Source organism: Variovorax boronicumulans (assembly GCF_009811375.1).
Classification (GTDB): Bacteria; Pseudomonadota; Gammaproteobacteria; order Burkholderiales; family Burkholderiaceae_C; genus Variovorax; species Variovorax boronicumulans.
This window is the reverse complement of the sequence record NZ_BKDH01000004.1, coordinates 50,899-77,785: the sequence shown is the minus strand read 5'-3', so window position 1 is coordinate 77,785 and position 26,887 is coordinate 50,899. Positions and strand designations below refer to the sequence as shown.

Genomic DNA, 26,887 nt, shown 5'->3' with positions numbered 1-26,887 from the left:
CCTTGGGGCCTGTGCGTGGCGCTAGAGGCCGAGGGCGGCGAGCACGCCGGGGCTCGCCTGCACCGCGCTCCTGCGGTGATAGAAATCGAGCGCGCGCAGGCCACCCAGCTCGGCGCCGCCGCCCGCGCGGCCGGGGCCGCCGTGCATCGACATCGGCATCACGTTGCCGTGGCCGGTGTGGGCCTGCGCCACCTCGGGCGTGATCACGTGCACGCGGCCGTGGCTCGGTGCGACCGACAGCGCAGCCTGGGCGAGCGCGGCATCGTCGCTGCCATACAGCGAGGTGACGAGCGAACCCTGGCCCCGGTGCGCGAGCGCGATGCCGTGTGCCAGGTCGTTGTAGGGCAGCAGCGTGGCGACCGGGCCGAACACTTCCACGTCGTGCACGCGCTGCGCCGCATCGGCGTCGCGCGCGCCCAGCAGCACGGGGCCGATGCAGGCGGCCACGGCGGGGTCGGCGTCGATGAGCGGCTGGTTGCGGCTGTCGTGCAGCACGGTGGTCTGCGCGGCCAGCGCGTCGAGGCCGTCGCGCACCGCGTTCAGCTGCGCGCGGCTCACGAGCGAGCCCATGCGCACGCTCTCGTTGCGCGGGTTGCCGACGGTCACGCCCGCGAGCTTCGCGCCGATGGCTTCGGCGGCGGCGTCGTACACCTCGGCCGGCACCAGGATGCGGCGGATGGCGGTGCACTTCTGGCCCGACTTGACCGTCATTTCGCGCACCACTTCGCGCACGAGCAGGTTGAAGGCCTCGCTGCCGGGCGCGGCGCCGGGCAGCAGCAGGGCGCTGTTGAGGCTGTCGGCCTCGATGTTCACGCGCACCGAGCGCTCGGCCACGGCCGGGTGCGAACGGATGATGGCGGCCGTCTCGGCCGAGCCGGTGAACGAGACCACGTCGAAAGGCTGGAGCTGGTCCATCAGGCCGGCTGAGCTGCCGCAGATGACCGACAGCGCGCCGGCCGGCAGCACGCCCGCATCGACCACGTCTTTCACCATGCGCTGCGTGAGCCAGGCGGTGGCCGTGGCGGGCTTCACGATCACGGGCACGCCCGACAGCAGCGCGGGCGCGGCCTTTTCCCACAGGCCCCACGACGGGAAGTTGAAGGCGTTGATGAACAGCGCCACGCCGTGCGTCGGCACCTGCAGGTGCTGCGACTGGAACACGGGCTCCTTGCCGAGCTTCACGGCCTCGCCGTCGCGCAGCGCGCGCACGTCGCCGAGCGCGTCACCCCACTTGGCGTACTGGCCGAGCGTGAAGATCGCGCCGTCGATGTCGACCGCCGAGTCGTTCTTCACCGTGCCGCAGTTCGCGGTGGCGATCTCGTAGTACGCGTCGCGGTTCGCCTGCAGCACTTTCACGAGCGCGGCGAGCAGGCCGGCGCGCTGGCGGTAGGTGAGGGCGCGCAGCGCGCGGCCGCCCTGTTCGCGTGCAAAGGCGAAGGCTTCGGGCAGGTCGAGGCCGGTGGCGTCGACGCGCGCGAGTTCGGTGCCGAGCACCGGGTCGAACAGGGGCGTGCCGGCGCCCGTGCCGCTTTGCCAGCGGCCGGCGACGTGGTTGGCGAGAAGGTCGGTCATGAAGTGAACTTGATCTGCCCCTCGGGCAGCAGGTAGAGGACGAGCGCGCGGCCCTTGGCCACGGTCGGGCGGTGTGCGGTGCCGGGCCCGTAGACGCACCAGCCCGCGGGCCGGCCGTCGAAGGTGGCGGCGGGGGTGTCGTCCAGCGGCATGATCAGGTCGATCTCGCCGTTCGGGTGCGTGTGGTGCGGGCCGGCGAGGTCCTGCATGTCGACCACGTCGACCGAGAAGCGGTGCAGCGCGTCCTCGGCCTTGAAGACGCGGCCGTACTTGATGCCGCCGCCTTCGCGATCGCACAGCCAGCCTTCGGCGACGCCGCCGATGCAGGCCTGGCGCAGTTGCGCAAAACGGGCGCTGCCGGCGCCGTGGGTGGCGTTGAGCCACTGGTCGAGCGTGGCGTCCAGCGGCTGGCCGGCGATCTCGGCGGTCAGGTCGGCGATCAGCTGGTGAAATGCCGCCTTGCCGGTGGCGGGCGTGGAGGTGTCGGACATCGTGGGCCTCGAACGGATGAACTATCGACTTCTTGCAGGAAGTCTGCGTGTGCAGTATCTTGCGTGTGATCGAACAATAAGCAGCGAGACAACAGGTGTCAAGCAATATAGTGCATCTATGGTGTTTACCCTGAGCGCGCACAATCCCGGCGAAGAACGAGGAATGGCATGAACGAGCATGTAGACGCGGTGCTGGCCACCGCGCCCGAGGGCGGCACCGGCAACAACCACGGCGCCGCCGTGGCCGGGGAGGCCAAGAACCCATTGCTGGTGGCGCTGGGCGACCGCGTGCGCAATCTGCGCGCGCAGCGCGGCCTCACGCGCAAGGCGGTGGCCCTGTCGGCCGACGTGTCGGAGCGCCACCTGGCGAACCTGGAATACGGCATCGGCAACGCATCGATCCTGGTGCTGCAGCAGGTGGCCGGGGCGCTGCACTGCTCGCTGGCCGAGCTGGTGGGCGACGTGACGACCAGCTCGCCCGAGTGGCTGCTGATCCGCGAACTGCTCGAGCACCGCAGTGAGGCCGACCTGCGCCGCGTGCGCGTGGCGCTCGGCGAGATGCTGGGCACGGCTTCGGTCGACCCGGCGCGGCACCGGCGCATCGCGCTCGTGGGGCTGCGCGGCGCGGGCAAGTCGACGCTGGGGCAGATGCTGGCCGAGGACCTCGAAATTCCGTTCATCGAACTGAGCCGCGAGATCGAGAAGCTGGCGGGCTGCAGCGTGCGCGAAATCCACGACCTGTACGGCACCAACGCCTACCGCCGCTACGAGCGCCGCGCGCTGGAAGAAGCAGTGCAGATCTACAGCGAGGTGGTCATCGCCACGCCCGGCGGCATCGTGTCCGACCCGGCCACCTTCAACGAACTGCTGGCCCACTGCACCACCGTGTGGTTGCAGGCCGCGCCCGAGGAGCACATGGGCCGCGTGGCCGCCCAGGGCGACACCCGCCCGATGGCGGCCAGCAAGGAGGCCATGGAAGACCTTCGTCGCATCCTGAACGGCCGCGCTGCCTTCTATTCGAAGGCCGATCTGTCGGTCGATACCAGTGGGAAGACCTTGCCACAGAGCTTTCAGGCCTTGCGCGCGGTCGCCCGGCAGTCGATGGGGCTGGCCTGAGTTTCTTGCTGCTGGCGTTGGGGCGTTCGCTGTTCAGGGCGACGCTCCCGCCGACGGGGTACCTTGCTCCGCGAATGTCCCCCGGCCTGCGGCCTCCTCCTTGATTTCGCTGCGCAAGGCACCCCATCGGCGTGAGCGTTTTCAGAGCGGTGGTTGATCGGCCGTGGCCCGACCGCGTGCCCCGTGCGCAGGGCACTGGGTGCTTCCCGCAGCGAAATCAAGGAGGAGGGCGAAGCCCGGGGGACATTCGCGGAGGGAAGTACCCGGTGTCCTGCGCACGCCCCCTGATCCCTCATCTGCCTGAAATCTGAAAAAAAGCACAACAGGCATTGACTTGCCTGTTTGCATGCAGCATGATGCATGTCATCGGAACAAGGAAGTGCATTATTATTCCTGTTCACGGTTTTCTGAACACAGCCCCACAGGAGACTTCCGCATGACCGACACCACGCTCCAGGCGCCCCAGCGCGTCGACTACCGCATCGAACCCGCCCAGTACCGCCACTGGTCGCTGAGCTTCGACGGCGCCATTGCGCGCCTCACGCTCGACATCGCGGAAGACGGCGGCATCCGCCCCGGCTACAAGCTCAAGCTCAACAGCTACGACCTGGGCGTGGACATCGAGCTGAACGACGCGCTCAACCGCATCCGCTTCGAGCACCCCGAAGTGCGCAGCGTGATCGTCACCAGCGGCAAGGACCGCATCTTCTGCTCCGGCGCCAACATCTTCATGCTGGGCGTTTCCAGCCACGCCTGGAAGGTGAACTTCTGCAAGTTCACCAACGAGACGCGCAACGGCATGGAAGACACCTCCAGGCACTCGGGCCTGAAGTTCCTCGCGGCCGTGAACGGCGCCTGCGCCGGCGGCGGCTACGAACTGGCACTGGCCTGCGACGAGATCCTGCTGGTCGACGACCGCTCTTCTTCCGTCTCGCTGCCCGAAGTGCCGCTGCTCGGCGTGTTGCCCGGCACCGGCGGCCTCACTCGCGTGACCGACAAGCGCCATGTGCGCCATGACCTCGCCGACATCTTCTGCACCAGCGTCGAAGGCGTGCGCGGCCAGCGCGCGGTCGACTGGCGCCTGGTCGATGCCGTGGCCAAGCCCGCGCAGTTCCCCGCTGCCGTGCAGGAACGCGCCACGCAACTCGCCGCCGGCAGCGACCGCCCCGCCGGCGCCAAGGGCGTGGCCCTGACCCGCGTCGAACGCACCGACAGCGCCGACGGCATCGCGTATGCCAACGTCAACGTGCAGATCGACCGCAGCAAGCGCACCGCGACGATCACCGTGAAGGCGCCCACCGGCGCGCAGCCGGCCGACATCGCCGCCATCGAAGCCGCGGGCGCCGCCTGGTGGCCGCTGGCCGTGTGCCGCGAGCTCGACGACGCGATCCTCAACCTGCGCACCAACGAACTCGACGTCGGCACCTGGCTGCTCAAGACCGAAGGCGACGCCGCCGCCGTGCTCGCATCGGATGCCGTGATGTTCGCGAACAAGGACCACTGGCTGGTGCGCGAAACCATCGGCGGCCTGCGCCGCACGCTGGCGCGCCTCGATGTGTCGTCGCGCAGCCTGTTCGCGCTGGTCGAGGCCGGCTCGTGCTTCGCCGGCACGCTGGCCGAGCTGGCCTTCGCGGCCGACCGCACCTACATGCTCGCGCTGCCCGACGATGCCGCGCGCGCACCGAAGCTCACGCTCAACGAATTCAACTTTGGCTTCTTCCCGATGGTGAACGACCAGAGCCGCCTGCAGCGCCGCTTCTATGAAGAGGCCGCCCCGCTCGAAGCCGCGCGCGCCGCCGCCGGCCAGGCGCTCGACGCCGACGAAGCCGTGAAGCTCGGCCTCGTCACCGCCGCGCCCGACGACATCGACTGGGACGACGAGATCCGCATCGCCATCGAAGAGCGCGCCGCCATGTCGCCCGACGCACTCACCGGCCTCGAAGCCAACCTGCGCTTTGCCAGCAAGGAGAACATGGCCACCCGCATCTTCGGCCGCCTCACGGCCTGGCAGAACTGGATCTTCAACCGCCCCAACGCCGTCGGCGAAAAGGGCGCGCTGAAGGTCTACGGCACCGGCCAGAAAGCCGGCTTCGACCTGAACCGCGTTTGAGCACAGAGCAGTCCGCACAACCCAAGGAACAACGATGAGCACGATCAACTACAGCGAGAAGATCCCCAACAACGTCAACCTCGGCGAAGACCGCACGCTGCAGCGCGCGCTCGAAGGCTGGCAGCCCAACTTCATCAACTGGTGGGACGACGTGGGCCCCGAAGGCTCGACCAACCACGAGGTGTACCTGCGCACCGCCGTGAGCGTCGACCCGCAAGGCTGGGCGCAGTTCGGCCACGTGAAGATGCGTGACTACCGCTGGGGCATCTTCCTGAACCCGGGCGATGCCAACCGCGAAGTGCACTTCGGCGACCACAAGGGCGAGAAGGTCTGGCAGGACGTGCCCGGCGAACACCGCGCCAACCTGCGCCGCATCATCGTCACGCAGGGCGACACCGAGCCCGCGTCGGTCGAGCAGCAGCGCCACCTGGGCCTCACGGCGCCCAGCATGTACGACCTGCGCAACCTGTTCCAGATCAACGTCGAAGAAGGCCGCCACCTGTGGGCCATGGTCTACCTGCTGCAGAAGCACTTCGGCCGCGACGGCCGCGAAGAGGCCGACGCGCTGCTGCAGCGCACCTCGGGCGATGCCAACAACCCGCGCATCCTGGGCGCCTTCAACGAGAAGACGCCCGACTGGCTCGCGTTCTTCATGTTCACCTACTTCACCGACCGCGACGGCAAGTTCCAGCTGGCCGCGCTGGCCGAGAGCGCGTTCGACCCGCTGGCGCGCACCACGAAGTTCATGCTGACCGAAGAGGCCCACCACATGTTCGTGGGCGAGAGCGGCGTGTCACGCGTCATCGCGCGCACCGCGCAGGTCATGAACGAGCTCAAGACCGACGACGCGCAGAAGATCCGCGCCGCCGGCTGCATCGACCTGGGCACCATCCAGCGCTACCTGAACTTCCACTACTCGGTGACCATCGACCTGTTCGGCGCCGACCAGTCGAGCAACGCCGCCATCTTCTACAGCTCGGGCCTGAAGGGCCGCTACGAAGAAGGCAAGCGCGACGACGACCACGTGCTCAAGGGCCAGACCTACAAGGTGCTCGAGGTGAAGGACGGCCAGCTCGTCGAGAAGGACGTGCCGATGCTCAACGCCCTGAACGAAGTGCTGCGCGACGACTTCATCAAGGACTCGGTGGCCGGCGTCGGCCGCTGGAACAAGGTGCTCGAGAAGGCCGGCATTCCCACCCGTCTGGTCGTGCCGCACAAGGCCTTCAACCGCCAGATCGGCGCACTCGCCGGCATCAAGATGTCGCCCGAGGGCCGTGTGGTGAACGACATCGAATGGGCCGCCAAGCGCGACGAATGGCTGCCGAGTTCCGAAGACTTCGCTTTCGTGGCATCGTTGATGGGCCGCGTGATCGAGCCGGGCAAGTTCGCAGGCTGGATCTCGCCGCCGGTGATGGGCATCAACCGCCAGCCGGTGGACTTTGAATACGTGCGTTTCGGCTGAGCGTCTGGATATGAAGCCCTCGTCCCCACGGCGAGGGCATGGAGAACAACATGGACATGGTCGTTGAAGCCGGGGTCATCAAGCAGCACCTGATCGACCCCGAGATCTGCATCCGCTGCAACACCTGCGAGGCGACCTGCCCCGTGAACGCGATCACGCACGACGACAACAACTATGTCGTGCGTGCGGACGTCTGCAATGGCTGCATGGCCTGCATCTCGCCGTGCCCCACGGGCTCGATCGACAACTGGCGCACCATGCCGCTGGTGCGCGCGTACACCATCGAAGAGCAGCTCACGTGGGAAGAACTGCCCGCCGAGCTGTCGCCCGAGGAACTCGAGGCGGCGGGCGTGTCCGGCGCCGCCGCCGAGGCCGCGGAAGTGCCTGCCCAGACGCAGGCCCAGGCCGCCGTGCAGGGCACCGAGCCCGCCTTCAATTCCGCGCAGTACGGCGCCAGCGTGCCGCCCTGGTCGGCCGCGCACGCCTACACCAACCTCTTTCCGCCGAAGACGCCGACCACCGCCACGGTGGTGGGCAACTTCAACTGCACCGAGGCCGGCTTCGACAGCGAGACCCACCACATCGTGCTCGACTTCGGCGTGGTGCCGTTCCCCGTGCTCGAAGGCCAGTCGATCGGCATCGTGCCGCCGGGCGTCGATGCCATCGGCAAGCGCCACCATGCGCGCCAGTACTCGGTGGCCAGCCCGCGCAACGGCGAGCGGCCCGGCTACAACAACGTCTCGCTCACCGTGAAGCGCGTCACCGAGGACCACGAAGGCGACCCGGTGCGCGGCGTGTGCTCCAACTACGTGTGCGACCTCAAGGTGGGCGACACCGTGCAGGTGGTGGGGCCCTTCGGCGCGTCGTTCCTGATGCCGAACCACCCCAAGTCGCACATCGTGATGATCTGCACCGGCACCGGCAGCGCGCCCATGCGCGCCATGACCGAATGGCGCCGGCGCCTGCGCAAGAGCGGCAAGTTCGAAGGCGGCAAGCTCATGCTGTTCTTCGGCGCGCGCACGCAGCAGGAGCTGCCGTACTTTGGCCCGCTGCAGTCGCTGCCGAAAGACTTCATCGACATCAACTTCGCGTTCTCGCGCACGCCGGGCCAACCCAAGCGCTATGTGCAGGACCTGATGCGCGAACGCGCCGCCGACCTGGCCGCGCTGCTGAAAGACGGCGCCAGCCACTTCTACGTGTGCGGCCTCAAGAGCATGGAAGAGGGCGTGGTGCTCGCACTGCGCGATGTGGCGAAGGAAGCGGGGCTCGACTGGGACACGGTGGGCGCGGCACTGAAGCGCGAAGGTCGCCTGCACCTCGAAACGTACTAAGCTGCGGCGGATGCAGTTCGCCGACTTCCACGCAGGCCAGGTCATCGAGGCCGGGCCGTATGTGCTCACCGAAGCCGAACTCGTGCAGTTCGCGCGGGCCTACGACCCGCAGTGGTTCCACACCGACGCCGAGGCGGCGGCAGGCAGCCCCTTCGGCGGGCTCATTGCGAGCGGCTGGCACACCTGCTCGATCGCGATGCGGCTGGTGGTCGAGGCGGCGCTGGCCGGTTCCGAATCGTTCGCCTCGCCCGGGCTCGAGCACGTGCGCTGGCCGAACCCCGTGCGACCCGGCGATGCGCTGCGGCTCGTGGCCGACGTGATCGAGGTGCGCCGCTCCGAGAAGCGCCCCACGCTCGGCATCCTGCGCTGGCGCTGGCGGCTGTTCAACCAGCGCGCGCTGGTGGTGCTCGACACCGAAGTCACCAGCCTCTTCAAGCTGTCCGCACCCGACCTCTGAACGACACAAGCCCGCAACGCATGGCGCGTTGCGGGCTTGATTTCTTCTTGCGGAGCGATGCGCTGCAGCCGCCGCGTCCGGCCGCTGCAGCGATGCGGGGTGCGACTTACTTCTTGTGCAGGTCGACCGCGCCCGAGCCTTGGGCCTTGCCGCTCGCCTTGGCGCCGGCCGTGGCCGGTTTCACGGCGCCGCCCACGGCGCCCGCGGCACCGGTCGCGCTGTTCACGGTGCTGCCGACGGTGTTGGTCACACCGCCGACGGCTTGCGTCGCGCCGCCCACGGCGCCGGTGGCACCGCCGACCGCACCCGTGGCCGTGCCGAGCACGCCACCGACGGCATTGCCCACGCCGCCGGTCGCGCCGGAGGTGGAGGTGTCCGCGTTGGCATCGGCCGACGCACCGGTCTGCGTGCGTGCGCCCGCTGCGCCGCCTTGTGGCGTCGCGCCGGTGCTGCCCGAGGCCTTCACATCGGCGTTGACCCCCACGCCGACCCCGACGCCTTGCGCCTGGGCCGTCCCGCCGAGGGCCAGCAGGCCCGCCAGCATGGCGCCGATGAAGATGCGGTTGGTTGCATGTGTAGTCATGAGTGACAGTTCCTTTCGTTGCTGAGTCACGGTTTGCAGAACCGACCGGGGTTCGATCGATTCGGGGGCAACCATGACGGGCCGGCAGGTTGTCGCCATGTGCGGCGCGTTCGCTCGACGCTGTGGGAATCGGCCGTCGGCGGAATCGGGGGCTCGTGCGTTAGGGCGGCGTTCTCAAATCCCCGCCCGATCCGGGGTTTCTTGGCGCGATGCACCGTGTCATCGAAAACATGAAACTCATAATGTTGCATGAAACGAGACAGCAAGCTTTCCGGCGTGCTCCACGTGTTGCTGCACATGGCCGAGCTGGACGCCCCCATCACCTCCGAGGCGCTCGCCGCGGCGATGCAGACCAACCCCGTGGTCGTGCGCCGGCTCATGGCGGGGCTGCGGCAGGCCGGCTTCGTCAGCTCGGCCAAGGGCCATGGGGGCGGCTGGGTGCTGTCGTGTTCGTTGAGTTCGGTGACGCTGGGCGACATCCACAACGCCGTCGGCGCGCCTGCGCTGCTGGCCATGGGCAACCGCACCGAGAGCCCGGGCTGCATCGTCGAGCAGGCGGTGAACGCGGCGCTCGACAGCGCCTGCCAGGAGGCCGAGGCGCTGCTGCTGCGGCGGCTCAACGGGATCACGCTGGCCGATCTTTCCAGGGACTTTCATCGCCGCATGACGGGCGGCGGCTTCACCGCGAAGGACATCGCACATGCGCCATGACGCACTCATCGTGGGCGGCAGCTTTGCCGGCCTCTCCGCCGCCATGCAACTGGCGCGCGCACGCAGGAAGGTCTGTGTGGTCGACGCGGGCGCGCCGCGCAACCGTTTCGCCGCCGCCTCGCACGGCTTCTTCGGGCAGGACGGCATGCCGCCGTTGCAGATGATTGCCGACGCGCGCGACAAGCTGCTCGCTTATCCGTCGGTCACCTTCGTCGAAGGCACGGTGACTGCCGCGACGGCCGATGGCGCGGAGGGCTTCACCGTTTCGTTGAACCACGGGGAACAGTTGTCGACGCGCAAGCTGCTGCTGGCCTTCGGCGTGCAGGACGGCCTGCCGGACATTCCGGGTCTCGGCGAGCGCTGGGGGAAGAGCGTGCTGCACTGTCCTTACTGCCACGGCTACGAGTTCGGCGACCGTCCGCTGGGCGTGCTCTTTCACAGCGCGCACCCGCCGGACCACGCGCTGCTGATCGCCGAGTGGGGCCCGACCACGCTCTTCCTGAATGGCGACGCAGGGCCAGATGCCGAGGCGCGTGCCCGGCTGCAGTCGCGCGGCGTGACCCTGGAGCCCGGGCGCATCGCCGGCCTCGAAGGGCAGGGGACGGACCTCGCGGCCGTGCGTCTGGACGACGGGCGGCGCGTGCCGATCGAGGCGCTGTTCGTGGCGCCGCACACGCGGCCGACCAGTCCGCTGGCCGAGCAGCTGGGCTGCGCGTTCGACGACGGCCCCACGGGCCCGGTGCTGCGCGTCGATGCGATGAAGACGACCACGGTGCCCGGCGTGTACGCGGCGGGCGATGTGGCGATGGCTTTTTCCAACGCCACGCTGGCCTCGGCCGACGGGCTGTTCGCCGGGGTGTCGATGCACCGCGCGCTGGTGTTCGGCGCCTGATTTCAAATTTTTTCGGGGGAGGATGGCAAACCGCCTCAAACCACCCTATAATCTGAGGCTCACGCGGGAATAGCTCAGTTGGTAGAGCGCAACCTTGCCAAGGTTGAGGTCGAGAGTTCGAGACTCTTTTCCCGCTCCAAATCGCATGAAAAGGCCACCTCACCAGGTGGCCTTTTTCATTGGCGCGTCGCTTTCAACCCCGCGCCGGCAGCACGGTCCCTCGGCTCTCGCCGAAACCGATGCGCGCATGGCCGGGCTTCTCGCACCAGCCGCGCAGCAGCACCGCATCCCCGTCTTCCAGGAAACCGCGCGTCTCGCCGTTGGCCAGCGTCACCGGGGTTTGGGCCGCGCGCGTCAGCTCGATGATCGCGCCGGCCTCGCCCTCGCCGGGGCCCGAGATGGTGCCGCTGCCGAACAGGTCGCCCGGGTTCAGGCTGCAGCCGCCCACCGTATGGTGCGCCACCATCTGCGCCACGCTCCAATACTGGTGCTTGAAGCTCGTGCCCGACAGGCGCGACGGCCCGGTCTTCTGCGCGCGCGCCTTTTCGCTTTCGAGCCACACCTCGAGCCGGATGTCGAGCGCGCCGCCTTCGCGGTTCGCGCTGCTCTCCAGGTAGGCCAGCGGTTGCGGCTCGTTCACGGGCCGCGTCCACGCCTGGCGGTAGGGCGCCAGCGCTTCCATCGTCACGATCCACGGCGAGATCGTGGTGGCGAAGTTCTTTGCAAGGAAGGGCCCGAGCGGCGCCATTTCCCAGAACTGGATGTCGCGCGCCGACCAGTCGTTGAGCAGGCAGAGACCGAAGATGTGGTCTTCCGCGCGCGCGAGTGGAATCGCCTCGCCCTGCGCATTGCCCTGGCCGATCCACACGCCCAGCTCAAGCTCGTAGTCGAGCCGCGCGCAGGCCTGGTAGGTCGGCGCCTTCGCGCCGGGCGCCATGGCCTGGCCCATCGGCCGGTGAAAACGCTGGCCGCTCACGCCGATGGTCGACACGCGCCCGTGGTACGCCGTCGGCACCCAGCGGAAGTTGGGCGTGACGTCGCCGTCGGGGTTCATCAGGCGACTGATGTTCAGCGCGTGGTCGATCGAGGTGTAGAAGTCGGTGTAGTCGCCGATGCGCGCGGGCACGGTGTATTCGACCTCGGCCTGCGGCACGAGGCAGCCGCGCAGGTCGTCCGCGGTCGCGGCCGGCGCATCGCTGTGCAGCAGCGCGAAGACCGCATGGCGCAGCGCCTGCCAGGCGGGCGGGCCGAGCGTGAAGAAATCGTTCAGCGCGGGCAGGGCAGCGGCGCGCGCCGCATCGAGCGCCAGGCCGTCGACGTGCGAGCCCGCGGCCAGCGCCGCGAGGTCGAGCACCTGGTCGCCGATGGCCACGCCGCCGCGAAACGGCTCGGGGCTGCCGGTGCGGCGGAACATCGCATACGGCAGGTTCTGGATCGGAAAGTCGCTGCCCGCGACATTGGCGGATGCGACCCAACTGCGGGCGCCAACGTCGTGCGTGTGGTTGAGTCCGTTCATGGCCGCCTGCACCTCAGACCGACGCCATCAGCGCGTCGTCGAAGATCGCCACCGCGCGCGTCCAGCCCGCCGAGGCGCCGCGGATCTTGTGCGGGAAGCAGCTGATGAAAAAGCCCGTGGGCGGCAGCACCTCGAGGTTGTGCAGCTTCTCGATGTGGCAGTAGCCGATGTCGCGCCCGGCCTTGTGGCCTTCCCAGATGAGCGAGGCGTCGTGCGTCTCGCCGTACTTCTTGGCGGTGTGCACGAAGGGCGCGTCCCAGCTCCACGCGTCGGTGCCCGTGAGACGCACGCCGCGCTCCAGCAGATACATCGTCGCTTCGTAGCCCATGCCCGCGCCGGCCGACACGTAGTCGGGGTTGCCGTAGCGCGAGCCGGCGCGCGTGTTGACCACCACGATCTCCAGCGGGCTCAGCGTGTGATTGATGCGCTTCAACTCCGCCTCGACATCGGCCGCCGTGACCACGTAGCCGTCGGCGAAGTGGCGAAAGTCGAGCTTCACGCCGGGCTGGAAGCACCATTCGAGCGGCACGTCGTGGATGGCGATGGCGGGCTTCTTCTCGCCCAGCGCCTTGTCCATCGTCGAGTGAAAGTGATAGGGCGCATCGAGGTGCGTGCCGTTGTGCGTGGACAGCTGCACCAGCTCCACCGCCCAGCCTTCGCCGTCGGGCAGGTCTTCCTTTTTCAGGCCGGGAAAGAAGGGCTCGATCTGCTCGAAGGTGTGCTCGTGCGTGAAGTACTGGATCTTCGGCGCGAAGGCCGGCGGATCGGACAGCACGTCGTTTTCGAGAAAGATCGACAGGTCGACGAACTTGCGTGGCATGGCGAGGCTCCTTGTGGGGTGTAGGTTTTGAAGGAATCGATCGAATCAATCAGGGCTGCTGCCAGCGCAGCAGGCGCTTCTCGGCCAAGGCCAGCAGCGCGTTGCTCACGAAGCCGATGAGCCCGAGCAGCACGATGCCGGCGAACAGATCGCTGGCGCGGAAGGCGCGCGCCGCCAGAAGAATGGCCTGGCCCAGGCCGCTTTGCGAGGCGATCATTTCGCCCACCACCGCGACGATCAGCGCGATGGTCAGCGCCAGCCGCATGCCGGCCAGGATGTCGGGCATGGCATTGGGCAGGCCCATCTTCCAGATGTACGCGGTGCGCGACATCTGCAGGCAGCGCGCCACCTCCGACAGGCGCGGCTCCACGGCCGCGAAGCCGTGCACCGTGGCCAGCAGCACCGGCCACATCGCGCCGAAGGCGACCACGAACAGCACCATGCCGGGGTTCAGCCCGAAGATCGAAATGGCCAGCGGCAGCAGCGCCGAGGCGGGCAGCGGGCGGATGAACTCCAGCGTCGGCTGCACCCACGCACGCACCGCGGGGGACACGCCGATGGCCGCGCCCAGCAGCACGCCGAAGAGCGACGCCAGCAGCCAGCCTTCGACCATGCGGCCGACCGTGGCCTGCGTGAAGGCGAGCAGTTCGCCATTGCCTGAATTGCCGGAAGAGAGATTGAGCCCTTCGAGCAGGCTCGCGAAGGTGGCTTGCGGCGTCGGCAGGAACACGCGGCTGACCCAGCCCGCGTTGCTCGCCACCCACCACAGCGCAACCAGCGCGAGCAGCACGCCCACGGAGCCCAGCCACCCCAGACCCAGTCGGTCGTTGCGGTTGTTGTTCATGGCTGTACCCCCATGCGTCGCGCGACCATGGCCTGCAGGCGCACCATGCCCGCGTTGACCGCGAAGCCCACCACGCCGATCCAGCCCAGCCACGCGAGCATCAGGGCGGGGTCGAAGCTCTGCTGCGCGATCATCATCGCGTAGCCCATGCCGTGCGGATTGGCGGCGATCTCGACCGTCACCGCCACCACCAGCGCCACCGCCACACCGAGGCGCAGCGCGACGAACAGGCGAGGCACGATGGCCGGCAGCACGATCTTGAAGGCGCGTTCGCGCGCCGACAGCCCGAGCACGCGGCTCACCTCGAGCAGCCGGGGCTCGATCTGCTGCACCGCCGACTGCACCAGCACCAGCAGCGGCCAGAAGGTGGCGAAGGCGACGATCGCCACTTCCATGCGCACGCCGAAACCGAAGCCCAGCATCGCGAGCGGGATCAGCGCGACCGACGGCACGGGACGCAGCACCTCGATGGACACGGCACCCAGCTGCGCCGCGCGGCGCGAGAGCCCGAGCACCAGCCCCAGCGCAATGCCGAGCACTGCACCCAGCAGCAGGCCCAGCGCCGCCGTGCCGAGCGTGAAGCCCGTGGCCTGCCAGAGCGAGCCGTCCATCGCCGCGCCGACAAAGGCCTTGGCCGCCGCGCTCGGCGGAGCGAGCGCATCGCTGCCCAATGCCGCCGCGCGCCGCGCGTACCACTCGAAGGCGCCGACCAGCAGCGCGGGAAACACCCACGGCCGCAACCAGCGCAAGAGGCGGCCTTCAGTCATGGCCCTGCTCGATGAAGGCGAACAGCTCACGCCGCAACTGCAGGTACTCCGGATGCTCCTTGGTCGTGAGCTGGTCGCGGGGGCGCGGAATTTTCACGTCGATCATCCGCGCCAGGCTCGGCCGCCCCGGCCCGGGGTTGGCCTGCAGCGCGATCACGCGGTCGCCGAGATAGATGGCCTCTTCGAGATCGTGCGTGACGAACAGCACCGTGAGCCCGTCGTCGCGCACCAGCCGTGCCAGTTCGTCCTGCAGGCTCTGGCGCGTGAGCGCATCGAGCGCGCCGAAGGGCTCGTCCATCATCATCAGCTCGGGCTTCTGCGCGAGGCAGCGGGCAATCTGCGCGCGCTGCTGCATGCCGCCCGACAGCTGCACCGGAAACTTGTGCGCATGCTTGGCGAGCCCGACCTTGCCGAGCACGTCGGCAATGCGCGGTGCGCGCTCAGCCGCGGGCACGCCGGCCGCTTCGAGCGCCAGGCTCACGTTGCCTTCCACCGTGCGCCACGGCAGCAGCGCGCGGCCGTAGTCCTGGAACACGAAGGCCACTTCGCGCGAGGGCGCCGTCATCGGCACGCCCTTGCGCCGCACTTCGCCGGCACTCGCGGTGACGAGGCCGCTGGCCGCGCGCAGCAGCGTGGTCTTACCGCAGCCGCTCGGGCCGACGATGCAGACGAACTCGCCGCGCGCCACGTCGAACGAGGTGGGCGACAGGATCTCGCGCCCGCCGAGGCGGATGGTGACGCCGTCGAAGCGCAGGAAGGAATCGGCGGCCGCGCTCACTTGGCGATCAGCTTCGCAACGTCGATGTTCGTCTTGAGCATGTCCTGCTCCTTCATGAGCCCGGTCCAGTAGCCCAGCTGCTTGTCGGTGACCACGGGGCCGGGCGGCGAGACCTGCACCTTGGCCAGCACCTCGGGCGGCAGCTTGATGTACTTGCCGATGGCCGTGCGCACCTTGGCGTCGTTCTTCGGCAGCTGGATGAAGGCGCCGGCCTCGACCAGTGCCTCGCGGAAGGCGCGCGCCGTGGCGGGGTTCTTCGCCACCCACTCGCGCTTGGCCGCGTGCACGATGGTCTGGTTGTTCTCGGGCAGGAAGGTCGAGTAGTACGAGGCCACGTAGCCCGCGCCGCTCTCGGTGATGCGGCTCATGAACGGGTCGGCCGACACCACCGCATCGACCGAGCCGCCGCGCAGCAGGTCGGCATGCTGCGGGAACGCGGCCTCGATGAAGTTGACCTTGCGGTAGTCGACGCCGCTGTCCTTCAGCCACGCGCGGAAGGTCACGTGCAGGAAGGCACCGAGCCCCGGCACGCCGATCTTCTTGCCCACGCAGTCCTGCGCGCTCTTGATGCCCGAGCCCGCGCGCGCCACGAGGCCAAAGCCCGTGATCGTCTTCGAGGTGAGGCCGCCGCCGGCCACCAGCACCAGGTCGAGCCCGCCGTCCACCGCCTGCAGGAACACCGAGGGCGTGGGCCCGCCGATCTGTAGCGAGTCGGACTGCAGTGCGGCCGGGATGGTGGAGTTCAGCGGAATGAACTTCAGCTCCACGTCGAGGTTGCGCTTCTTGAAGTAGCCCTCTTCGGCCGCCACGAAGACCGAGGCGAAGTCGGTCACCGCGGTGTAGCCGAACACGATCTTCGGGTGCGCCTGCTGGGCGCGCGAAGGCAACGAGGCGGTGGCCGATGCGGCCGCGAGCGCCGACAGCAGGGTGCGTCTTTTCATCATGGCTGGGGTCTCCTGGGGATGGTCTTTTTCGTGCGTGAGGACTTGGCGGCGGGGGCCTTTGAAGCCGCCTTCGGTTTCGGCAGCGCGGCGCGCAGGCCACCGGCGATGAAGTTCACGAGCATCGGCGCCACGGCCGGGTCGGCGCGTGTGTTCTCGCCGCGCGAGAGCCGTTCGATGCGGCTGTCGGTCAGGTGGTGCAGCAGCGCGCCCAGCGCGAACTGGTAGCCCCATGCGACCTGGCTGCGCGTGGCGTGCGGCAGCGCCACGTGCAGTGCGTCGATGTAGGCCTCGGCCAGCGGGTCGAAGTAGCCGCGCAGCACGCGGTCGGCTTCCTCGGTGGCGTGGTACAGCTCGCGCGCCACCAGCAGTGCGTAGTACTCGCCCTCGGTGCTCGCGCGCAGCGCCAGCACAGGCGCGGTGAAGGCCTCGATGATGCGCGGCAGCGTGCGCGCGTCGTCGGGGTCGATGGTCACGGCCGCGAGGCGCGCCAGCCGCTCCTCGATGCTGTGGCTCCAGTGTTCGAAGATCGCGTGGAACAGCTCGTGCTTCGGGCCGAAGTAGTAGCCCACCAGCGCGAGCGGCACGCCGGCTTCTTCGGCGATCTGGCGGATCGTCACGGCGTGGTAGCCGTGCTGCGCGAAGAGCTTCTCGGCCGCCAGCAGGATCGCCTGGCGGCGGTCGGGCCGCGCGGGCTCGGGCGCGACGGTCGGGGCGCCTGAGGTGCCTGAGCCTCGAGAGGCGCTGCGTTTGCGGGCCGGCGGTGTGCGAGCGTTCATGGGGGCGTATTGAACGGCTGTACAAAAATGTTGAACACACGTACAAACCCTGAGGTCAACCCTCATTGAGCACGGCCGTTCGCGGCGCTACGCTCGTGGCATGCCCGCTCCCAACATCCCCCAGATCCGCCTTTATCAGAACTGGCTGCGCGACACGCGCGGCCTGGCCTTCGACAGCTACGACGCGCTGTGGCGCTGGTCCGTCACCGACCTCGATGCCTTCTGGCAGAGCATCTGGGACTACGCCGGCCTGCGCTCGCCCACGCCGCACACCGCGGTGCTCGCCGAACGTCGCATGCCCGGCGCGCGCTGGTTTCCCGGTGCGCAGGTCAACTACACGCGCGAGGTGCTGCGCCACGCCGACGCGGCCCATGCGGCCGGCCTGCCCGCCATCGTGAGCGACAACGAACGCGGCGAGGTGCGCGAGCTGTCGTGGCCCGAGCTGCGCCGGCAGGTGGCCGCGGTGGCGCTCACGCTCAAGTCGCTCGGCGTGCGCCGCGGCGACCGCGTGGCCGCCTACATGCCGAACGTGCCCGAGACCATGGTGGCCTTTCTCGCTTGCTCCAGCATCGGCGCGGTGTGGAGCGTGTGCGCGCCCGACATGGGCACGGCCGCCGTGGCCGACCGCTTCCGCCAGATCGAACCCACGCTGCTCATCGCGGTCGACGGCGTGCACTACGGCGGCAAGCCGCTGGACCGCAGCACCGTGCTGCAGGAGCTGCGCGGCCAGCTGCCGAGTGTGCAGAAGCTGCTGCTCGTGCAGTCGCCTTTTGCCGCGAACGCGGTGGCGCATGACGTCGAATGGCAGCAGGCCATCGCGCGCGACGACGCGCAGGTCGCAGCCTTCGAGCCCGAGTGGCTGCCCTTCGACCATCCGATCTGGATCGTCTATTCAAGCGGCACCACCGGCCTGCCCAAGCCCATCGTGCACGGGCAGGGCGGCATCCTGCTGACCATGCACGCCTGCGGCCTGCACAACGACGTGGGCGCGAGCTACGGCGCCAACAACTTCGGCGAGCGCTACCACTGGTACAGCTCCACGGGCTGGGTGATGTGGAACTCGCAGCTCTCGGGCCTGGCCTTCGGCGCCACCATCTGCATCTACGACGGCAACCCGGCGGGCAGCAAGGACAAGCCCGACTGGGGCGTGCTGTGGCGCTTCGTCGCGAAGCACCGTGTCACCTTCTTCGGCGCGGGCGCGGCCTACTTCACCAACTGCATGAAGGCGGGGCTCGTCGCGAAAGACTGCGGCGACCTGTCGCGCGTGCGCGCGCTCGGCAGCACCGGTTCGCCGCTGCCCGACGAGGTGCAGCGCTGGGGCTCGCAGCAGATCCTCGAAGCGGGCTCGAAAGAGGTGTGGTGGTGCAACATCTCGGGCGGCACCGACTTCTGCGGCGCCTTCGTCGGCGGCAACCGCGAGCTGCCCGAAGTGCCGGGCCAGATGCAGTGCCGCGAACTCGGCCATGCGGTCGAGGCCTGGAACGAGCAGGGCCAGCCGGTCATCGGCGAGGTCGGCGAGCTGGTGTGCACGCAGCCCATTCCGTCGATGCCGCTGTACTTCTGGGGCGACGAAGGCAATGCGCGCTACGTGTCGAGCTACTTCGACACCTACCCGGGCGTGTGGCGCCACGGCGACTGGATCAAGATCGGCAGCGACGGCGGCTGCATCATCTACGGCCGCAGCGACGCCACCATCAACCGCCAGGGCCTGCGCATGGGCACCAGCGAAATCTACAGCGCGGTCGAAGGCCTGCTTGAGGTGCTCGACTCGATGGTGGTCGACCTCGAATACCTGGGCCGCGACAGCTACATGCCGCTGTTCGTGGTGCTGCGCCCCGGCGTGGCGCTCGACGAGGCCATGCGCACGCGCATCAACAACGCGATCAAGACCTCGCTGTCGCCGCGCTTCGTGCCCAACGACATCTTCCAGGTGGCCGAGATTCCGCGCACGCTCTCGGGCAAGAAGCAGGAGCTGCCGATCAAGAAGCTGCTGCTGGGCCAGCCCATCGAGAAGGTGGTGAACCGCGAGGCGATGGCAAACCCCGGCAGCCTGGACTGGTATGTGGCTTTCGCCGCACAGCGGGCCTCCGCATAATGGGGCGATGAAAAGACGCACCAGCCTCCTCATGCTCTCCGCCGTTGCCGGCGCCTCCGTCCTGAGCGCCTGCGCGGGCGGCTCGCCGGGCACGCCGGCCCAACCCGCCGCCGCACCGCTGCGCGTGACGGGCACCGTGGCCTACCGCGAGCGCATCGCGCTCGACCCTGCAGCCGAAGTGCGCGTGCAACTGCTCGACGTGTCGCGCATGGACGCACCCTCGGTCGTGCTCGCCGAGCAGCGCATTCCCGCCAACGGCAAGCAGCCGCCCTTTGCCTTCGAACTCAGCGTCGATGCCGCGCGCATCGACCCGCGCATGCGCTACGCCGTGGCGGCGCGCATCACGCGCGGCGAGCAGCTGCTGTTCATCAACGACACGCAGTACTCGGTGCTCACGCAGGGCAACGGCACCACCGCCAACCTGATGCTGGTGCGCGTGGCCACGCCGCCTGCGCCGCCGCGCCCCTCGCGCTGATCGACCGATCCGCGCGACAGGCTCGCGCGGATCAGGTCAGCAGTTCGTGGAGCACCATGCGCGTCTGCCGGCCGCGCAGCTCCACCAGCTCTTCGATGCGCCGCGTGGCCAACCGGCCGTTCAGCGCCGCGAAGGTGACTTCCGAGATCAGCATGCGCGTGCCCAGCTGGCGGTTCGCGCCTTCGATGCGGCTCGCCACATTCACCACGTCGCCGAACGCCGTGTACGACAGCCGGTCGTTCGAGCCCAGCACCCCCGCCACCACCACGCCCGTGTGAATGCCGATGTGCGTGCGGAACTCGGGCAGGCCCTGTTCGGCCCACTGCCGGTTGAGTTGGTGCATCTCGGCGTGCAGCTCGAGCGCGGCGCGGCAGGCCTTGTACTCGGCGTCTTCCAGGTCGGCCGGCGCACCCCACAGCACCATGATGCCGTCGCCGATGAACTTGTCGATCACGCCGCCGTGGCGTGCGAACACCGCGGCCGCGAGGTTGAAGTAGTCGGTCAGCTGGCGCACCAGCACGTCGGCCGCGATCGATTCGGAGATCGACGTGAAGCCTTCCACGTCGGTGAACATCACCGTCACCTGGCGCGGCGAGCCGTTGGGCGCGAGCGCGTGGCCCTGCGCCACCAGCTGGTTGATCACGTCCACCGGCACGAACTTGCTGAAGGCCTTGAGGCTGCGCGCCGAATCGTCGAGCGCCTGATCGAGGTGCTGGATCTCGAGCACGCGGCTGGGCTCGCGCGGCAGGTCGTCGAGCTCGAGGCGGCCGATGCGGTGCGCGATGCGCGAGAGGTTCTCGACCGGTGCCGTCACCAGCTTCGAGAGCTTCAGCGACATGTACAGCGCCAGCCCCAGGAACACCAGCGCCAGCAGCAACGACCACGCCACCGCGCGGCGCAGGCCGCCCAGCAGCACGTCTTCGGGCACCCAGCTGACCAGCTGCCAGCCGGTGGCGGGAATGCGCGAGGCCTGCACCAGGTAGCGCCGCCCCTCGTGGCTGAAGGCGAAGGCCTTGTCGCTGCCGCTGCCGGCGATGCCGTCGGCCACCATCTGCGCGTTCAGTGCGCCGAGCGCGCCCGTGGGCGCTTCGAGCGTGTGCAGCACGCCCGGCATGTCGCTGCGCGCGAGCACCTTGTGGTCGGCGCTCAGCAGCGCGCTGTTGCCATTGCCGTTGCGGCTGAACAGGCGCACGAACTCCGACAGCCGGCCCAGCGACACGTCGCCCGCCACCACCATCGCCTGCGGGCTGCCCTCGGCCTGGCGGCGCTGGCTGGGCAGCGCGTAGGTCACGCCCAGCTCCTGCGCGGCGGCGAACACATAGGGGACGGTCCAGACCGGACCCTGCGTCTTGCGCGCCTGCACGAACCAGCTGCGCTGCGTCGGGTTGTAGTTGCTGCGGTAGGCCTCCACGCGCTGCGTGGCAAAGCGCTGCTGCACGTCGGCCTCGGAACCCAGCGGCAGCTTGTACTGCCAGGTCTCGGTGGTGAAGCCGTCGCCGCGCGCGATGTGGCGGATCGCCGGCACCGGGTAGCGCAGCGCCATCAGCATCTTGCCCTCGACGTTCGCCACGTAGACGCTGTCGAGCTCGGGCGATTGCTGCAGCAGCGTCCACAGGAGCTCGGCCGTGCGGTCCACGTTCTCGCCCGCGGGCGTGAGGCTGGGCGAGCTGCCGATCGCGCCGACCGCCGATTCGGCCTTGGCCAGGAAGGCCAGCACCTTGTCTTCCGTGCGGTCGTGGTTCGACTTGTGCGCCGAGGTGCCGATCGTCGTCACCAGCCGCTGCGAGCCCCAGTAGCCCAGCGTGACCAGCAGCAGCGACTGCGCGAGCGCCACGGCACTGACGATGGAGCCGACATCGACCCGGAAGCGACGCGGGCGTCGGGGCGGCGGACTCTCGGCGGTGGAAGGGGACTGGGATGGTGGCACCGGCGTGGTGACGTGCGCGAAAGACGGGCGACCCGTCCCATCCGGAGGCCCGGACGATTCCTTGTACATACAGCTCCCTGACGACAACTCGGAACGGACCCCGGCTCCTCCTCACGAGGTCGTGGTCCGGCGTCCGGAGGGTGTTGCGGGGCCGATCGTGTGCGCCGGCCATCCTGGCAATCCCCCGGATGCGCGCGGGATTTTCGCCTGTATTTGGTACATGTGTGCAACTTTGCACGCTTGGTGCGATGTTGCTGCGCCCGAGGGCTTGATTGCGAACGGACGTTCGTTCTATTCAGCGCGCGTCGTGAAAGATCAGGCCCAGCGTGTGGCGCTGTCCGCTGCGCACGCGGCTCACGCCGTGGCGCATCGTCACGCGGTAGCTGCCGCGCGTGCCCGCCACCGGCCGCTGGTTCACCGCGAAGATCACGGCCTCGCCCTGCGCGAGCGACACCACCTCGGCGCGCGACTGCATGCGCGGGCGCTGCTCGGTCAGCACGAACTCGCCGCCCGTGAAGTCTTCGCCGGGCCGGCTCAACAGCACCGTGAGCTGCAGCGGAAATTGCAGGTCGCCATACAGGTCCTGGTGCAGGCAGTTGTAGTCGCCTTCGCCGTAGCGCAGCAGCAGCGGGGTGGGGCGCAGCTGGCCCGCCGCATGGCATCGATCGAGGTAGGCCGCGTGGTCCGGTGGGTAGTCGGCCGGCTGGCCCATGGCCGCGGCCCAGGCATTGGCCAGCGGCGCGAGGCGTTCGTACAGCGCGCTGCGAAACGCCACGAGTTTGGAAGGCAGCGGGTTCGCGAAGTACTGGTACTCGCCCTGTCCGAAGCCGTGGCGCTGCATGACCACGCGGCTGCGAAAGCGCGCGCCCTCGTCGTACATGGCCGTGAGCGCGGCGCATTCCGCGGGCGTGAACAACGCCCCGGTGACGGCACAGCCGCGCGCGGCGAGGTCGGCATCGATGCGGGGCCAGTCGAGGGCGTGGATGCGGGCGGCGACGGAAGAACTCATGCGGGCAGTGTCGCGCGGCGGCGGGATGCGGGCTCGCCGTTTTCGGACGCGGTTTTCGGTGGGGCAGGGCCCGGCTTGAGCGATCATCCTGAAGACCCAGCCTGAAAGCATTCACATTCAATGAGCACCCAGAACCACACCCCCCAAGACACCGCCAACGACTGGCAACTCCCCTGGACCGGCGGCTGCCGCTGCGGCCAGGTGCGCCTGCGCATCACCGCACCGCCGCTGCTGGCCATGGCTTGCCACTGCACCGGCTGCCAGCGCATGAGCGCCAGTGCGTTCTCGCTGTCGTTGGCCATCCCGACGCCGGGCTTCGAAGTGGTGTCGGGCGAACCTGTCGTCGGCGGGCTGCACGGCGAGGAGTCGCACCACTTCTTCTGCCCGCACTGCATGAGCTGGATGTTCACGCGCACCGAGGGCATGGACTATTTCGTCAACCTGCGCGCCACCATGCTCGACCGACACGAATGGGTCGTGCCCTTTGCGGAAACCTGGACCGACGAGAAGCTGCCATGGGCCACGACGCCCGCAAAGCACAGCTTCGGCACCTTGCCTGCGATGGACGCCTTTCCGGCGATGATTCAGGCGTACGCGCAAGAGGGCGCACGGCCGGCTGCGAAGGACTGACCGGATCTGCCTCGGTTCAAGTGCCGGGGCTGCGCTTCGCTCGCGGCAGCAGGGCCTTGATGTGCTTGCGCAGCAAGGCCGGCGCAATCGCGGTCATCTGCAGCATGTGCATGCACCGCTCCATGCGTCCGGTCCGCGCCAGCAGCGCGTCGGCGGCCTTCGCAAGATCGGCATCGATGCTGTCCCCGTAGGCGAGCCGCGCCTTGCCTGCCGCGCGCTGCAGCAGGGGCTTGCCGGGCTGCATCATGGCCAGGTCGATCAGGTCGCGGCTGAACACGCTGTCGTCGGCCCAGCGGTCGGAGTTGGCGAGCAGCTTGCTTGCCGCCATGTCCAGCGGCGTGAGGGTGGCGATGCCGTCGATGCGGTCTGCAGCGCCGGGGGCTTCGAGTGCGATGCGCGCTTCGAGCACGATCTCGAACTTGATGTCCGTCTCGCCCACGCGAACGGCACTCCGGATGCCGTATTGATCGGCGCGCACCTCGCGGACCTGCTGCAAGGTCGCGCCTTCCCGGGCCAACGCGCGCAGTCCCTCGCTGCCGGTGGCGAGCTGGCGCAGGCAGCGGTAGCCCGCCACATCGGACACGAGGAAGTCGATGTCCACCGACTCGCGGTATTCGCCATGGCGCAGCGCGATGGCGGTGCCGCCGCCGAACAGGCAATGGTTGTCCGCCAGCAGGGGCGCATTCAGCGCCGCGAGCACCTCGGCCACCTGGCGATGGTGGGCGCGCTCAAACATCCAGTGGCTTTCGGCCCAGCAGGTGGGCCAGTTCGGCCAGCAGCCGGCGTTCGTTGTCCTCGAGCGCGGACGGATCGGCGTGGCGCCAGTTGCGTTCGTAGGTGCCCCAGGCCTCTTCGGGGGTGAGTTCCGCGTCCGCGGGCAATTGCCAGGCGAGGCGGCGCAACTGCGCGAAGTCGCCCACCCGGACGGTCTGCGTCGGCGTGCGCGAAGGCGCCGGCGTCGCCATCTCTTTGGCGGTGCCTGCGACCGGTGCCGTCACTTCGACATCCAGACCCAATGCCGCCAGGGCGTTCATGTAGGCCCCCATCGTGACGGAGGGCTCGCCGCGTTCGATGCGATGCAGCGTCATGCGCGACATGCCCGCCGCCTCGGCGGCCGTGGTGGCGCTGATCCTGAGCGACTTCCGACGGGCATGGATGTGCCGGCCGAACGCTTCAAGGCGTCGGCTGGCTCTGTCCAAGGTCGGCGGGGCGGTGGATGGCATATGTGTATCTCATATTAGGCAAAACTAATGAAATGTCTAGTAAGAGATACATTTTTGGCTGCTTCAACCTTCGCGCGCCTGCCCCAACAGCCAGTCACTGAACAGCTTCAACAACGGCCGCTGGTCCGCCCGCTCCGGCGTCACCAGGTAATAGCTGCGCTCCCCCGACAGCGCCCGCGGGCAGGCCACCACCAGCTCGCCGCGCGCCAGCTCGTCGGCCACCAGCATGGTCGGCATGAGCGCCACGCCCAGGCCGTGCGAGGCGGCGGCGGCGAGGATCGAGAACAGCTCGTAGCGCGGGCCGCCACGTGCGGTGGGCGCGTCGACCTGCTGCGCGTCGAACCACTGGCGCCAGCCGTCGGGGCGCGTGCTCTGCTGCAGCAGCGGCATCTGTGCGATGGCTTCGGGCGATACGGCCTTGCCGTGGGGCAGCAATGAAGGGCTGCACACGGGCACCACGTCTTCATGCATGAGCAGCAGCGCGCGCGTGCCGGCCCAGTTCTCGACCTGCGCGGGTGTGCCGGCGTACAGCGCGGCGTCGAATTCCGCGTCGGCGAACAGGAAGGGACGGGTGCGCGTCTCGATGTGCACCACCACGTCGGGCTGCAGCGCCGCAAAACCGCGCAGGCGCGGCACCAGCCAGCGCGTGGCGAAGGTGGGCACCGCGGCCAGCGACAGCGACCCGCCTTCGCCCTGGTGCGCCATGGCGTCGAGCGTGTCGCGTTCCATGGCCTCCAGGCGGCGGGCGATCTGGCGTGCGTAGGCAGCGCCGCTGGCCGTGAGCGCCACGCCGTGCCGCGTGCGGCGAAACAGCGCCACGCCCAGGAAGGCCTCGAGCGCGCCGACCTGACGCGACACCGCGCTCTGCGTGAGCGCCAGTTCCTGCGCGGCGCGGGTGTAGCTCTCGTGGCGCGCGGCGGCGTCGAAGCACACGAGGGTTTGCAGGGGCGGGATCTTGCGGCGCATGTATGCCGGGAGTGTATGACTGGCGTCCTGGTTTCACCGGTAAATCAACAAGATGTATCTCTCAAGATGTGCGCCAGACGCATATCTGGGTGAGGATTCATCGTTTGCGCCAGGCCTCCTGCGTGGCTACGATCGACCGCATTCCCCCTTCTTTTGTTTCTTCTTCCTTTTCCGGAGACATCCACATGGCCGCCAAAGCGCAATTCCACTGGGACGACCCCCTTCTTCTCGACCAGCAACTGACCGACGAAGAACGCATGATCCGCGACGCGGCCAACGCCTACTGCCAGGAGCGCCTGGCGCCCCGCGTCATCGAAGGTTTCCGTACCGGCGAAACCGACCCGGCGATCTTTCGCGAAATGGGCGCGCTCGGCCTGCTCGGCCCGACGATCCCCGAGCAGTACGGCGGCCCTGGCCTGAACTACGTGGCCTACGGCCTGATCGCCCGCGAAGTCGAGCGCGTCGATTCGGGCTACCGCTCGATGGCCAGCGTGCAGAGCTCGCTGGTGATGGTGCCGATCTTCGAATTCGGCACCGAAGCACAAAAGCAGAAGTTCCTGCCCAAGCTCGCCACCGGCGAATGGATCGGCTGCTTCGGCCTGACCGAACCCGACCACGGCTCCGACCCCGGCAGCATGGCCACGCGCGCCAAGAAGGTGCCGGGCGGCTACTCGCTGAGCGGCTCGAAGATGTGGATCAGCAACTCGCCCATCGCCGACGTGTTCGTCGTGTGGGCCAAGGAAGTCAGCGAAAGCGGCACCGTCGGCCCGATCCGCGGCTTCGTGCTCGAAAAGGGCATGAAGGGCCTGACCGCCCCCGCCATCCATGGCAAGGTCGGCCTGCGCGCCAGCATCACCGGCGAAATCGTCATGGACGGCGTGTTCTGCCCCGAAGAAAACGCGTTCCCTGAAGTGCAAGGCCTCAAGGGCCCGTTCACCTGCCTGAACAGCGCCCGCTACGGCATCTCGTGGGGCGCCATCGGTGCCGCCGAAGACTGCTGGCACCGCGCCCGCCAGTACACACTGGACCGCAAGCAGTTCGGCCGCCCGCTCGCCGCCAACCAGCTCATTCAAAAGAAGCTGGCCGACATGCAGACCGAGATCACGCTGGGCCTGCAAGGCAGCCTGCGCCTGGGCCGCATGAAGGACGAAGGCATTGCGGCGGTCGAGATCACCTCGATCATGAAGCGCAACAACTGCGGCAAGTCGCTGGACATCGCCCGCATGGCGCGCGACATGATGGGCGGCAACGGCATCAGCGACGAGTTCGGCGTGGCGCGCCACCTGGTGAACCTTGAAGTCGTGAACACCTACGAAGGCACGCACGACATTCACGCCCTGATCCTGGGCCGCGCCATCACCGGCATCGCAGCTTTCGCCAACTGAACGAACG

The 26,887-nt window shown here is 68.7% G+C and carries 26 protein-coding genes and 1 tRNA gene; 12 read left to right on the top strand and 15 right to left on the bottom strand.

The window, feature by feature from the left end:
* Window positions 1-21 precede the first annotated feature (21 nt).
* On the bottom strand, window positions 22-1,572 hold the full coding sequence (locus tag VHAB30_RS25405) for a 3,4-dehydroadipyl-CoA semialdehyde dehydrogenase (RefSeq protein WP_159279024.1): 1,551 nt from the start codon (window positions 1,570-1,572) through the stop codon (window positions 22-24).
* Window positions 1,569-2,063 (bottom strand): 4-hydroxylaminobenzoate lyase, encoded by a 495-nt coding sequence (locus VHAB30_RS25400; RefSeq protein WP_159279023.1) that lies wholly within the window; start codon window positions 2,061-2,063, stop codon window positions 1,569-1,571. Before VHAB30_RS25400 ends, VHAB30_RS25405 begins: the two co-directional genes overlap by 4 nt.
* A gap of 168 nt (window positions 2,064-2,231) precedes the next feature.
* On the opposite strand from VHAB30_RS25400, the gene VHAB30_RS25395 reads away from it, so the two are divergent.
* The 5 genes from VHAB30_RS25395 (at window position 2,232) to VHAB30_RS25375 (ending at window position 8,539) form a co-directional block, all read left to right on the top strand.
* A complete protein-coding gene (locus VHAB30_RS25395; protein ID WP_095743079.1) occupies window positions 2,232-3,179 on the top strand; it encodes a helix-turn-helix transcriptional regulator in 948 nt (315 codons plus the stop codon).
* Between the two features lie 436 nt (window positions 3,180-3,615).
* A complete protein-coding gene (gene boxC, locus VHAB30_RS25390) occupies window positions 3,616-5,289 on the top strand; it encodes a 2,3-epoxybenzoyl-CoA dihydrolase (protein WP_159279022.1) in 1,674 nt (557 codons plus the stop codon).
* A gap of 34 nt (window positions 5,290-5,323) precedes the next feature.
* Window positions 5,324-6,751 carry a benzoyl-CoA 2,3-epoxidase subunit BoxB gene (gene boxB, locus VHAB30_RS25385; RefSeq protein ID WP_062470322.1) on the top strand — a complete coding sequence of 476 codons (1,428 nt, stop codon included), beginning with the start codon at window positions 5,324-5,326 and terminating at the stop codon, window positions 6,749-6,751.
* A 50-nt stretch (window positions 6,752-6,801) separates the two neighbouring features.
* Window positions 6,802-8,082: a benzoyl-CoA 2,3-epoxidase subunit BoxA gene (gene boxA / locus VHAB30_RS25380; protein ID WP_070061454.1), complete on the top strand. Its 1,281-nt coding sequence runs from the start codon at window positions 6,802-6,804 to the stop codon at window positions 8,080-8,082.
* Window positions 8,083-8,092: 10 nt separating this feature from the next.
* On the top strand, window positions 8,093-8,539 hold the full coding sequence (locus VHAB30_RS25375) for a MaoC family dehydratase (RefSeq protein ID WP_159279021.1): 447 nt from the start codon (window positions 8,093-8,095) through the stop codon (window positions 8,537-8,539).
* A gap of 106 nt (window positions 8,540-8,645) precedes the next feature.
* Here VHAB30_RS25375 and VHAB30_RS25370 read toward each other — a convergent pair whose 3' ends face one another.
* Window positions 8,646-9,122: an adhesin gene (locus VHAB30_RS25370; protein WP_159279020.1), complete on the bottom strand. Its 477-nt coding sequence runs from the start codon at window positions 9,120-9,122 to the stop codon at window positions 8,646-8,648.
* Between the two features lie 249 nt (window positions 9,123-9,371).
* Here VHAB30_RS25370 and VHAB30_RS25365 point away from each other — a divergent pair, with 249 nt between their 5' ends.
* The 3 genes from VHAB30_RS25365 (at window position 9,372) to VHAB30_RS25355 (ending at window position 10,864) form a co-directional block, all read left to right on the top strand.
* Window positions 9,372-9,833 carry an Rrf2 family transcriptional regulator gene (locus VHAB30_RS25365; protein ID WP_159279019.1) on the top strand — a complete coding sequence of 154 codons (462 nt, stop codon included), beginning with the start codon at window positions 9,372-9,374 and terminating at the stop codon, window positions 9,831-9,833.
* Window positions 9,823-10,725, top strand: a complete 903-nt coding sequence (locus VHAB30_RS25360) for an NAD(P)/FAD-dependent oxidoreductase (protein ID WP_159279018.1) — start codon at window positions 9,823-9,825, stop codon at window positions 10,723-10,725. Before VHAB30_RS25365 ends, VHAB30_RS25360 begins: the two co-directional genes overlap by 11 nt.
* A gap of 63 nt (window positions 10,726-10,788) precedes the next feature.
* Window positions 10,789-10,864: transfer RNA gene (locus VHAB30_RS25355), tRNA-Gly, on the top strand.
* A gap of 54 nt (window positions 10,865-10,918) precedes the next feature.
* On the opposite strand, the gene fahA is transcribed toward VHAB30_RS25355, so the two are convergent.
* Genes fahA through VHAB30_RS25320 form a run of 7 tightly spaced genes read right to left on the bottom strand, consistent with a single transcriptional unit; the run spans window position 10,919 to window position 17,170 of the window.
* Window positions 10,919-12,241, bottom strand: coding sequence for a fumarylacetoacetase (gene fahA / locus VHAB30_RS25350; protein WP_159279017.1), 1,323 nt, complete (start codon window positions 12,239-12,241; stop codon window positions 10,919-10,921).
* A 13-nt stretch (window positions 12,242-12,254) separates the two neighbouring features.
* A complete protein-coding gene (locus VHAB30_RS25345) occupies window positions 12,255-13,061 on the bottom strand; it encodes a cyclase family protein (protein ID WP_095743084.1) in 807 nt (268 codons plus the stop codon).
* A gap of 49 nt (window positions 13,062-13,110) precedes the next feature.
* Window positions 13,111-13,905: an ABC transporter permease gene (locus VHAB30_RS25340; protein WP_159279016.1), complete on the bottom strand. Its 795-nt coding sequence runs from the start codon at window positions 13,903-13,905 to the stop codon at window positions 13,111-13,113.
* Complete coding sequence (locus tag VHAB30_RS25335) at window positions 13,902-14,672, bottom strand: ABC transporter permease (RefSeq protein ID WP_159279015.1); 771 nt, start codon at window positions 14,670-14,672, stop codon at window positions 13,902-13,904. The genes VHAB30_RS25340 and VHAB30_RS25335 overlap by 4 nt, the downstream gene beginning before the upstream one ends.
* On the bottom strand, window positions 14,665-15,450 hold the full coding sequence (locus VHAB30_RS25330; RefSeq protein ID WP_139703481.1) for an ABC transporter ATP-binding protein: 786 nt from the start codon (window positions 15,448-15,450) through the stop codon (window positions 14,665-14,667). Before VHAB30_RS25330 ends, VHAB30_RS25335 begins: the two co-directional genes overlap by 8 nt.
* Complete coding sequence (locus VHAB30_RS25325) at window positions 15,447-16,394, bottom strand: ABC transporter substrate-binding protein (protein ID WP_159279014.1); 948 nt, start codon at window positions 16,392-16,394, stop codon at window positions 15,447-15,449. Before VHAB30_RS25325 ends, VHAB30_RS25330 begins: the two co-directional genes overlap by 4 nt.
* Window positions 16,391-17,170 (bottom strand): TetR/AcrR family transcriptional regulator, encoded by a 780-nt coding sequence (locus VHAB30_RS25320; RefSeq protein ID WP_235926918.1) that lies wholly within the window; start codon window positions 17,168-17,170, stop codon window positions 16,391-16,393. Before VHAB30_RS25320 ends, VHAB30_RS25325 begins: the two co-directional genes overlap by 4 nt.
* A 100-nt stretch (window positions 17,171-17,270) precedes the next feature.
* Here VHAB30_RS25320 and VHAB30_RS25315 point away from each other — a divergent pair, with 100 nt between their 5' ends.
* Both VHAB30_RS25315 and VHAB30_RS25310 read left to right on the top strand, forming a co-directional pair.
* On the top strand, window positions 17,271-19,265 hold the full coding sequence (locus VHAB30_RS25315; protein ID WP_159279013.1) for an acetoacetate--CoA ligase: 1,995 nt from the start codon (window positions 17,271-17,273) through the stop codon (window positions 19,263-19,265).
* Window positions 19,266-19,296: 31 nt separating this feature from the next.
* The gene (locus VHAB30_RS25310; RefSeq protein ID WP_159279012.1) at window positions 19,297-19,740 is read left to right on the top strand and encodes a YbaY family lipoprotein; all 444 of its coding nucleotides are present in this window, start codon (window positions 19,297-19,299) and stop codon (window positions 19,738-19,740) included.
* A gap of 31 nt (window positions 19,741-19,771) precedes the next feature.
* Here VHAB30_RS25310 and VHAB30_RS31295 read toward each other — a convergent pair whose 3' ends face one another.
* Together VHAB30_RS31295 and VHAB30_RS25300 are read right to left on the bottom strand one after the other, a co-directional pair.
* Window positions 19,772-21,736: an adenylate/guanylate cyclase domain-containing protein gene (locus tag VHAB30_RS31295; protein WP_159279010.1), complete on the bottom strand. Its 1,965-nt coding sequence runs from the start codon at window positions 21,734-21,736 to the stop codon at window positions 19,772-19,774.
* A 226-nt stretch (window positions 21,737-21,962) separates the two neighbouring features.
* Complete coding sequence (locus VHAB30_RS25300) at window positions 21,963-22,676, bottom strand: 2OG-Fe(II) oxygenase (protein ID WP_159279008.1); 714 nt, start codon at window positions 22,674-22,676, stop codon at window positions 21,963-21,965.
* Window positions 22,677-22,796: 120 nt separating this feature from the next.
* On the opposite strand from VHAB30_RS25300, the gene VHAB30_RS25295 reads away from it, so the two are divergent.
* Complete coding sequence (locus VHAB30_RS25295) at window positions 22,797-23,306, top strand: GFA family protein (RefSeq protein WP_159279006.1); 510 nt, start codon at window positions 22,797-22,799, stop codon at window positions 23,304-23,306.
* A gap of 16 nt (window positions 23,307-23,322) precedes the next feature.
* Here VHAB30_RS25295 and VHAB30_RS25290 read toward each other — a convergent pair whose 3' ends face one another.
* From VHAB30_RS25290 to VHAB30_RS25280, 3 genes are all read right to left on the bottom strand, one after another.
* The gene (locus VHAB30_RS25290; protein ID WP_159279004.1) at window positions 23,323-24,042 is read right to left on the bottom strand and encodes a nucleotidyl transferase AbiEii/AbiGii toxin family protein; all 720 of its coding nucleotides are present in this window, start codon (window positions 24,040-24,042) and stop codon (window positions 23,323-23,325) included.
* Window positions 24,035-24,529, bottom strand: a complete 495-nt coding sequence (locus tag VHAB30_RS25285; protein WP_159279002.1) for a helix-turn-helix domain-containing protein — start codon at window positions 24,527-24,529, stop codon at window positions 24,035-24,037. The genes VHAB30_RS25290 and VHAB30_RS25285 overlap by 8 nt, the downstream gene beginning before the upstream one ends.
* Before the next feature lie 63 nt (window positions 24,530-24,592).
* Window positions 24,593-25,495, bottom strand: a complete 903-nt coding sequence (locus VHAB30_RS25280) for a LysR substrate-binding domain-containing protein (protein ID WP_159279000.1) — start codon at window positions 25,493-25,495, stop codon at window positions 24,593-24,595.
* A 185-nt stretch (window positions 25,496-25,680) separates the two neighbouring features.
* Between VHAB30_RS25280 and VHAB30_RS25275 the strand changes: the two genes are divergently transcribed.
* Window positions 25,681-26,880 (top strand): acyl-CoA dehydrogenase, encoded by a 1,200-nt coding sequence (locus VHAB30_RS25275; protein ID WP_062470370.1) that lies wholly within the window; start codon window positions 25,681-25,683, stop codon window positions 26,878-26,880.
* The last annotated feature ends 7 nt before the right edge of the window (window positions 26,881-26,887 follow it).

Bases quoted from the DNA above. Each gene is read 5' to 3' on its own strand.
- VHAB30_RS25405 (WP_159279024.1), bottom strand. From the start codon at position 1,572: ATGACCGACCTTCTCGCCAACCACGTCGCCGGCCGCTGGCAAAGCGGC.
- VHAB30_RS25400 (WP_159279023.1), bottom strand. From the start codon at position 2,063: ATGTCCGACACCTCCACGCCCGCCACCGGCAAGGCGGCATTTCACCAG.
- VHAB30_RS25395 (WP_095743079.1), top strand. From the start codon at position 2,232: ATGAACGAGCATGTAGACGCGGTGCTGGCCACCGCGCCCGAGGGCGGC.
- boxC (WP_159279022.1), top strand. From the start codon at position 3,616: ATGACCGACACCACGCTCCAGGCGCCCCAGCGCGTCGACTACCGCATC.
- boxB (WP_062470322.1), top strand. From the start codon at position 5,324: ATGAGCACGATCAACTACAGCGAGAAGATCCCCAACAACGTCAACCTC.
- boxA (WP_070061454.1), top strand. From the start codon at position 6,802: ATGGACATGGTCGTTGAAGCCGGGGTCATCAAGCAGCACCTGATCGAC.
- VHAB30_RS25375 (WP_159279021.1), top strand. From the start codon at position 8,093: ATGCAGTTCGCCGACTTCCACGCAGGCCAGGTCATCGAGGCCGGGCCG.
- VHAB30_RS25370 (WP_159279020.1), bottom strand. From the start codon at position 9,122: ATGACTACACATGCAACCAACCGCATCTTCATCGGCGCCATGCTGGCG.
- VHAB30_RS25365 (WP_159279019.1), top strand. From the start codon at position 9,372: ATGAAACGAGACAGCAAGCTTTCCGGCGTGCTCCACGTGTTGCTGCAC.
- VHAB30_RS25360 (WP_159279018.1), top strand. From the start codon at position 9,823: ATGCGCCATGACGCACTCATCGTGGGCGGCAGCTTTGCCGGCCTCTCC.
- fahA (WP_159279017.1), bottom strand. From the start codon at position 12,241: ATGAACGGACTCAACCACACGCACGACGTTGGCGCCCGCAGTTGGGTC.
- VHAB30_RS25345 (WP_095743084.1), bottom strand. From the start codon at position 13,061: ATGCCACGCAAGTTCGTCGACCTGTCGATCTTTCTCGAAAACGACGTG.
- VHAB30_RS25340 (WP_159279016.1), bottom strand. From the start codon at position 13,905: ATGAACAACAACCGCAACGACCGACTGGGTCTGGGGTGGCTGGGCTCC.
- VHAB30_RS25335 (WP_159279015.1), bottom strand. From the start codon at position 14,672: ATGACTGAAGGCCGCCTCTTGCGCTGGTTGCGGCCGTGGGTGTTTCCC.
- VHAB30_RS25325 (WP_159279014.1), bottom strand. From the start codon at position 16,394: ATGATGAAAAGACGCACCCTGCTGTCGGCGCTCGCGGCCGCATCGGCC.
- VHAB30_RS25320 (WP_235926918.1), bottom strand. From the start codon at position 17,170: ATGAACGCTCGCACACCGCCGGCCCGCAAACGCAGCGCCTCTCGAGGC.
- VHAB30_RS25315 (WP_159279013.1), top strand. From the start codon at position 17,271: ATGCCCGCTCCCAACATCCCCCAGATCCGCCTTTATCAGAACTGGCTG.
- VHAB30_RS25310 (WP_159279012.1), top strand. From the start codon at position 19,297: ATGCTCTCCGCCGTTGCCGGCGCCTCCGTCCTGAGCGCCTGCGCGGGC.
- VHAB30_RS31295 (WP_159279010.1), bottom strand. From the start codon at position 21,736: ATGTACAAGGAATCGTCCGGGCCTCCGGATGGGACGGGTCGCCCGTCT.
- VHAB30_RS25300 (WP_159279008.1), bottom strand. From the start codon at position 22,676: ATGAGTTCTTCCGTCGCCGCCCGCATCCACGCCCTCGACTGGCCCCGC.
- VHAB30_RS25295 (WP_159279006.1), top strand. From the start codon at position 22,797: ATGAGCACCCAGAACCACACCCCCCAAGACACCGCCAACGACTGGCAA.
- VHAB30_RS25290 (WP_159279004.1), bottom strand. From the start codon at position 24,042: ATGTTTGAGCGCGCCCACCATCGCCAGGTGGCCGAGGTGCTCGCGGCG.
- VHAB30_RS25285 (WP_159279002.1), bottom strand. From the start codon at position 24,529: ATGCCATCCACCGCCCCGCCGACCTTGGACAGAGCCAGCCGACGCCTT.
- VHAB30_RS25280 (WP_159279000.1), bottom strand. From the start codon at position 25,495: ATGCGCCGCAAGATCCCGCCCCTGCAAACCCTCGTGTGCTTCGACGCC.
- VHAB30_RS25275 (WP_062470370.1), top strand. From the start codon at position 25,681: ATGGCCGCCAAAGCGCAATTCCACTGGGACGACCCCCTTCTTCTCGAC.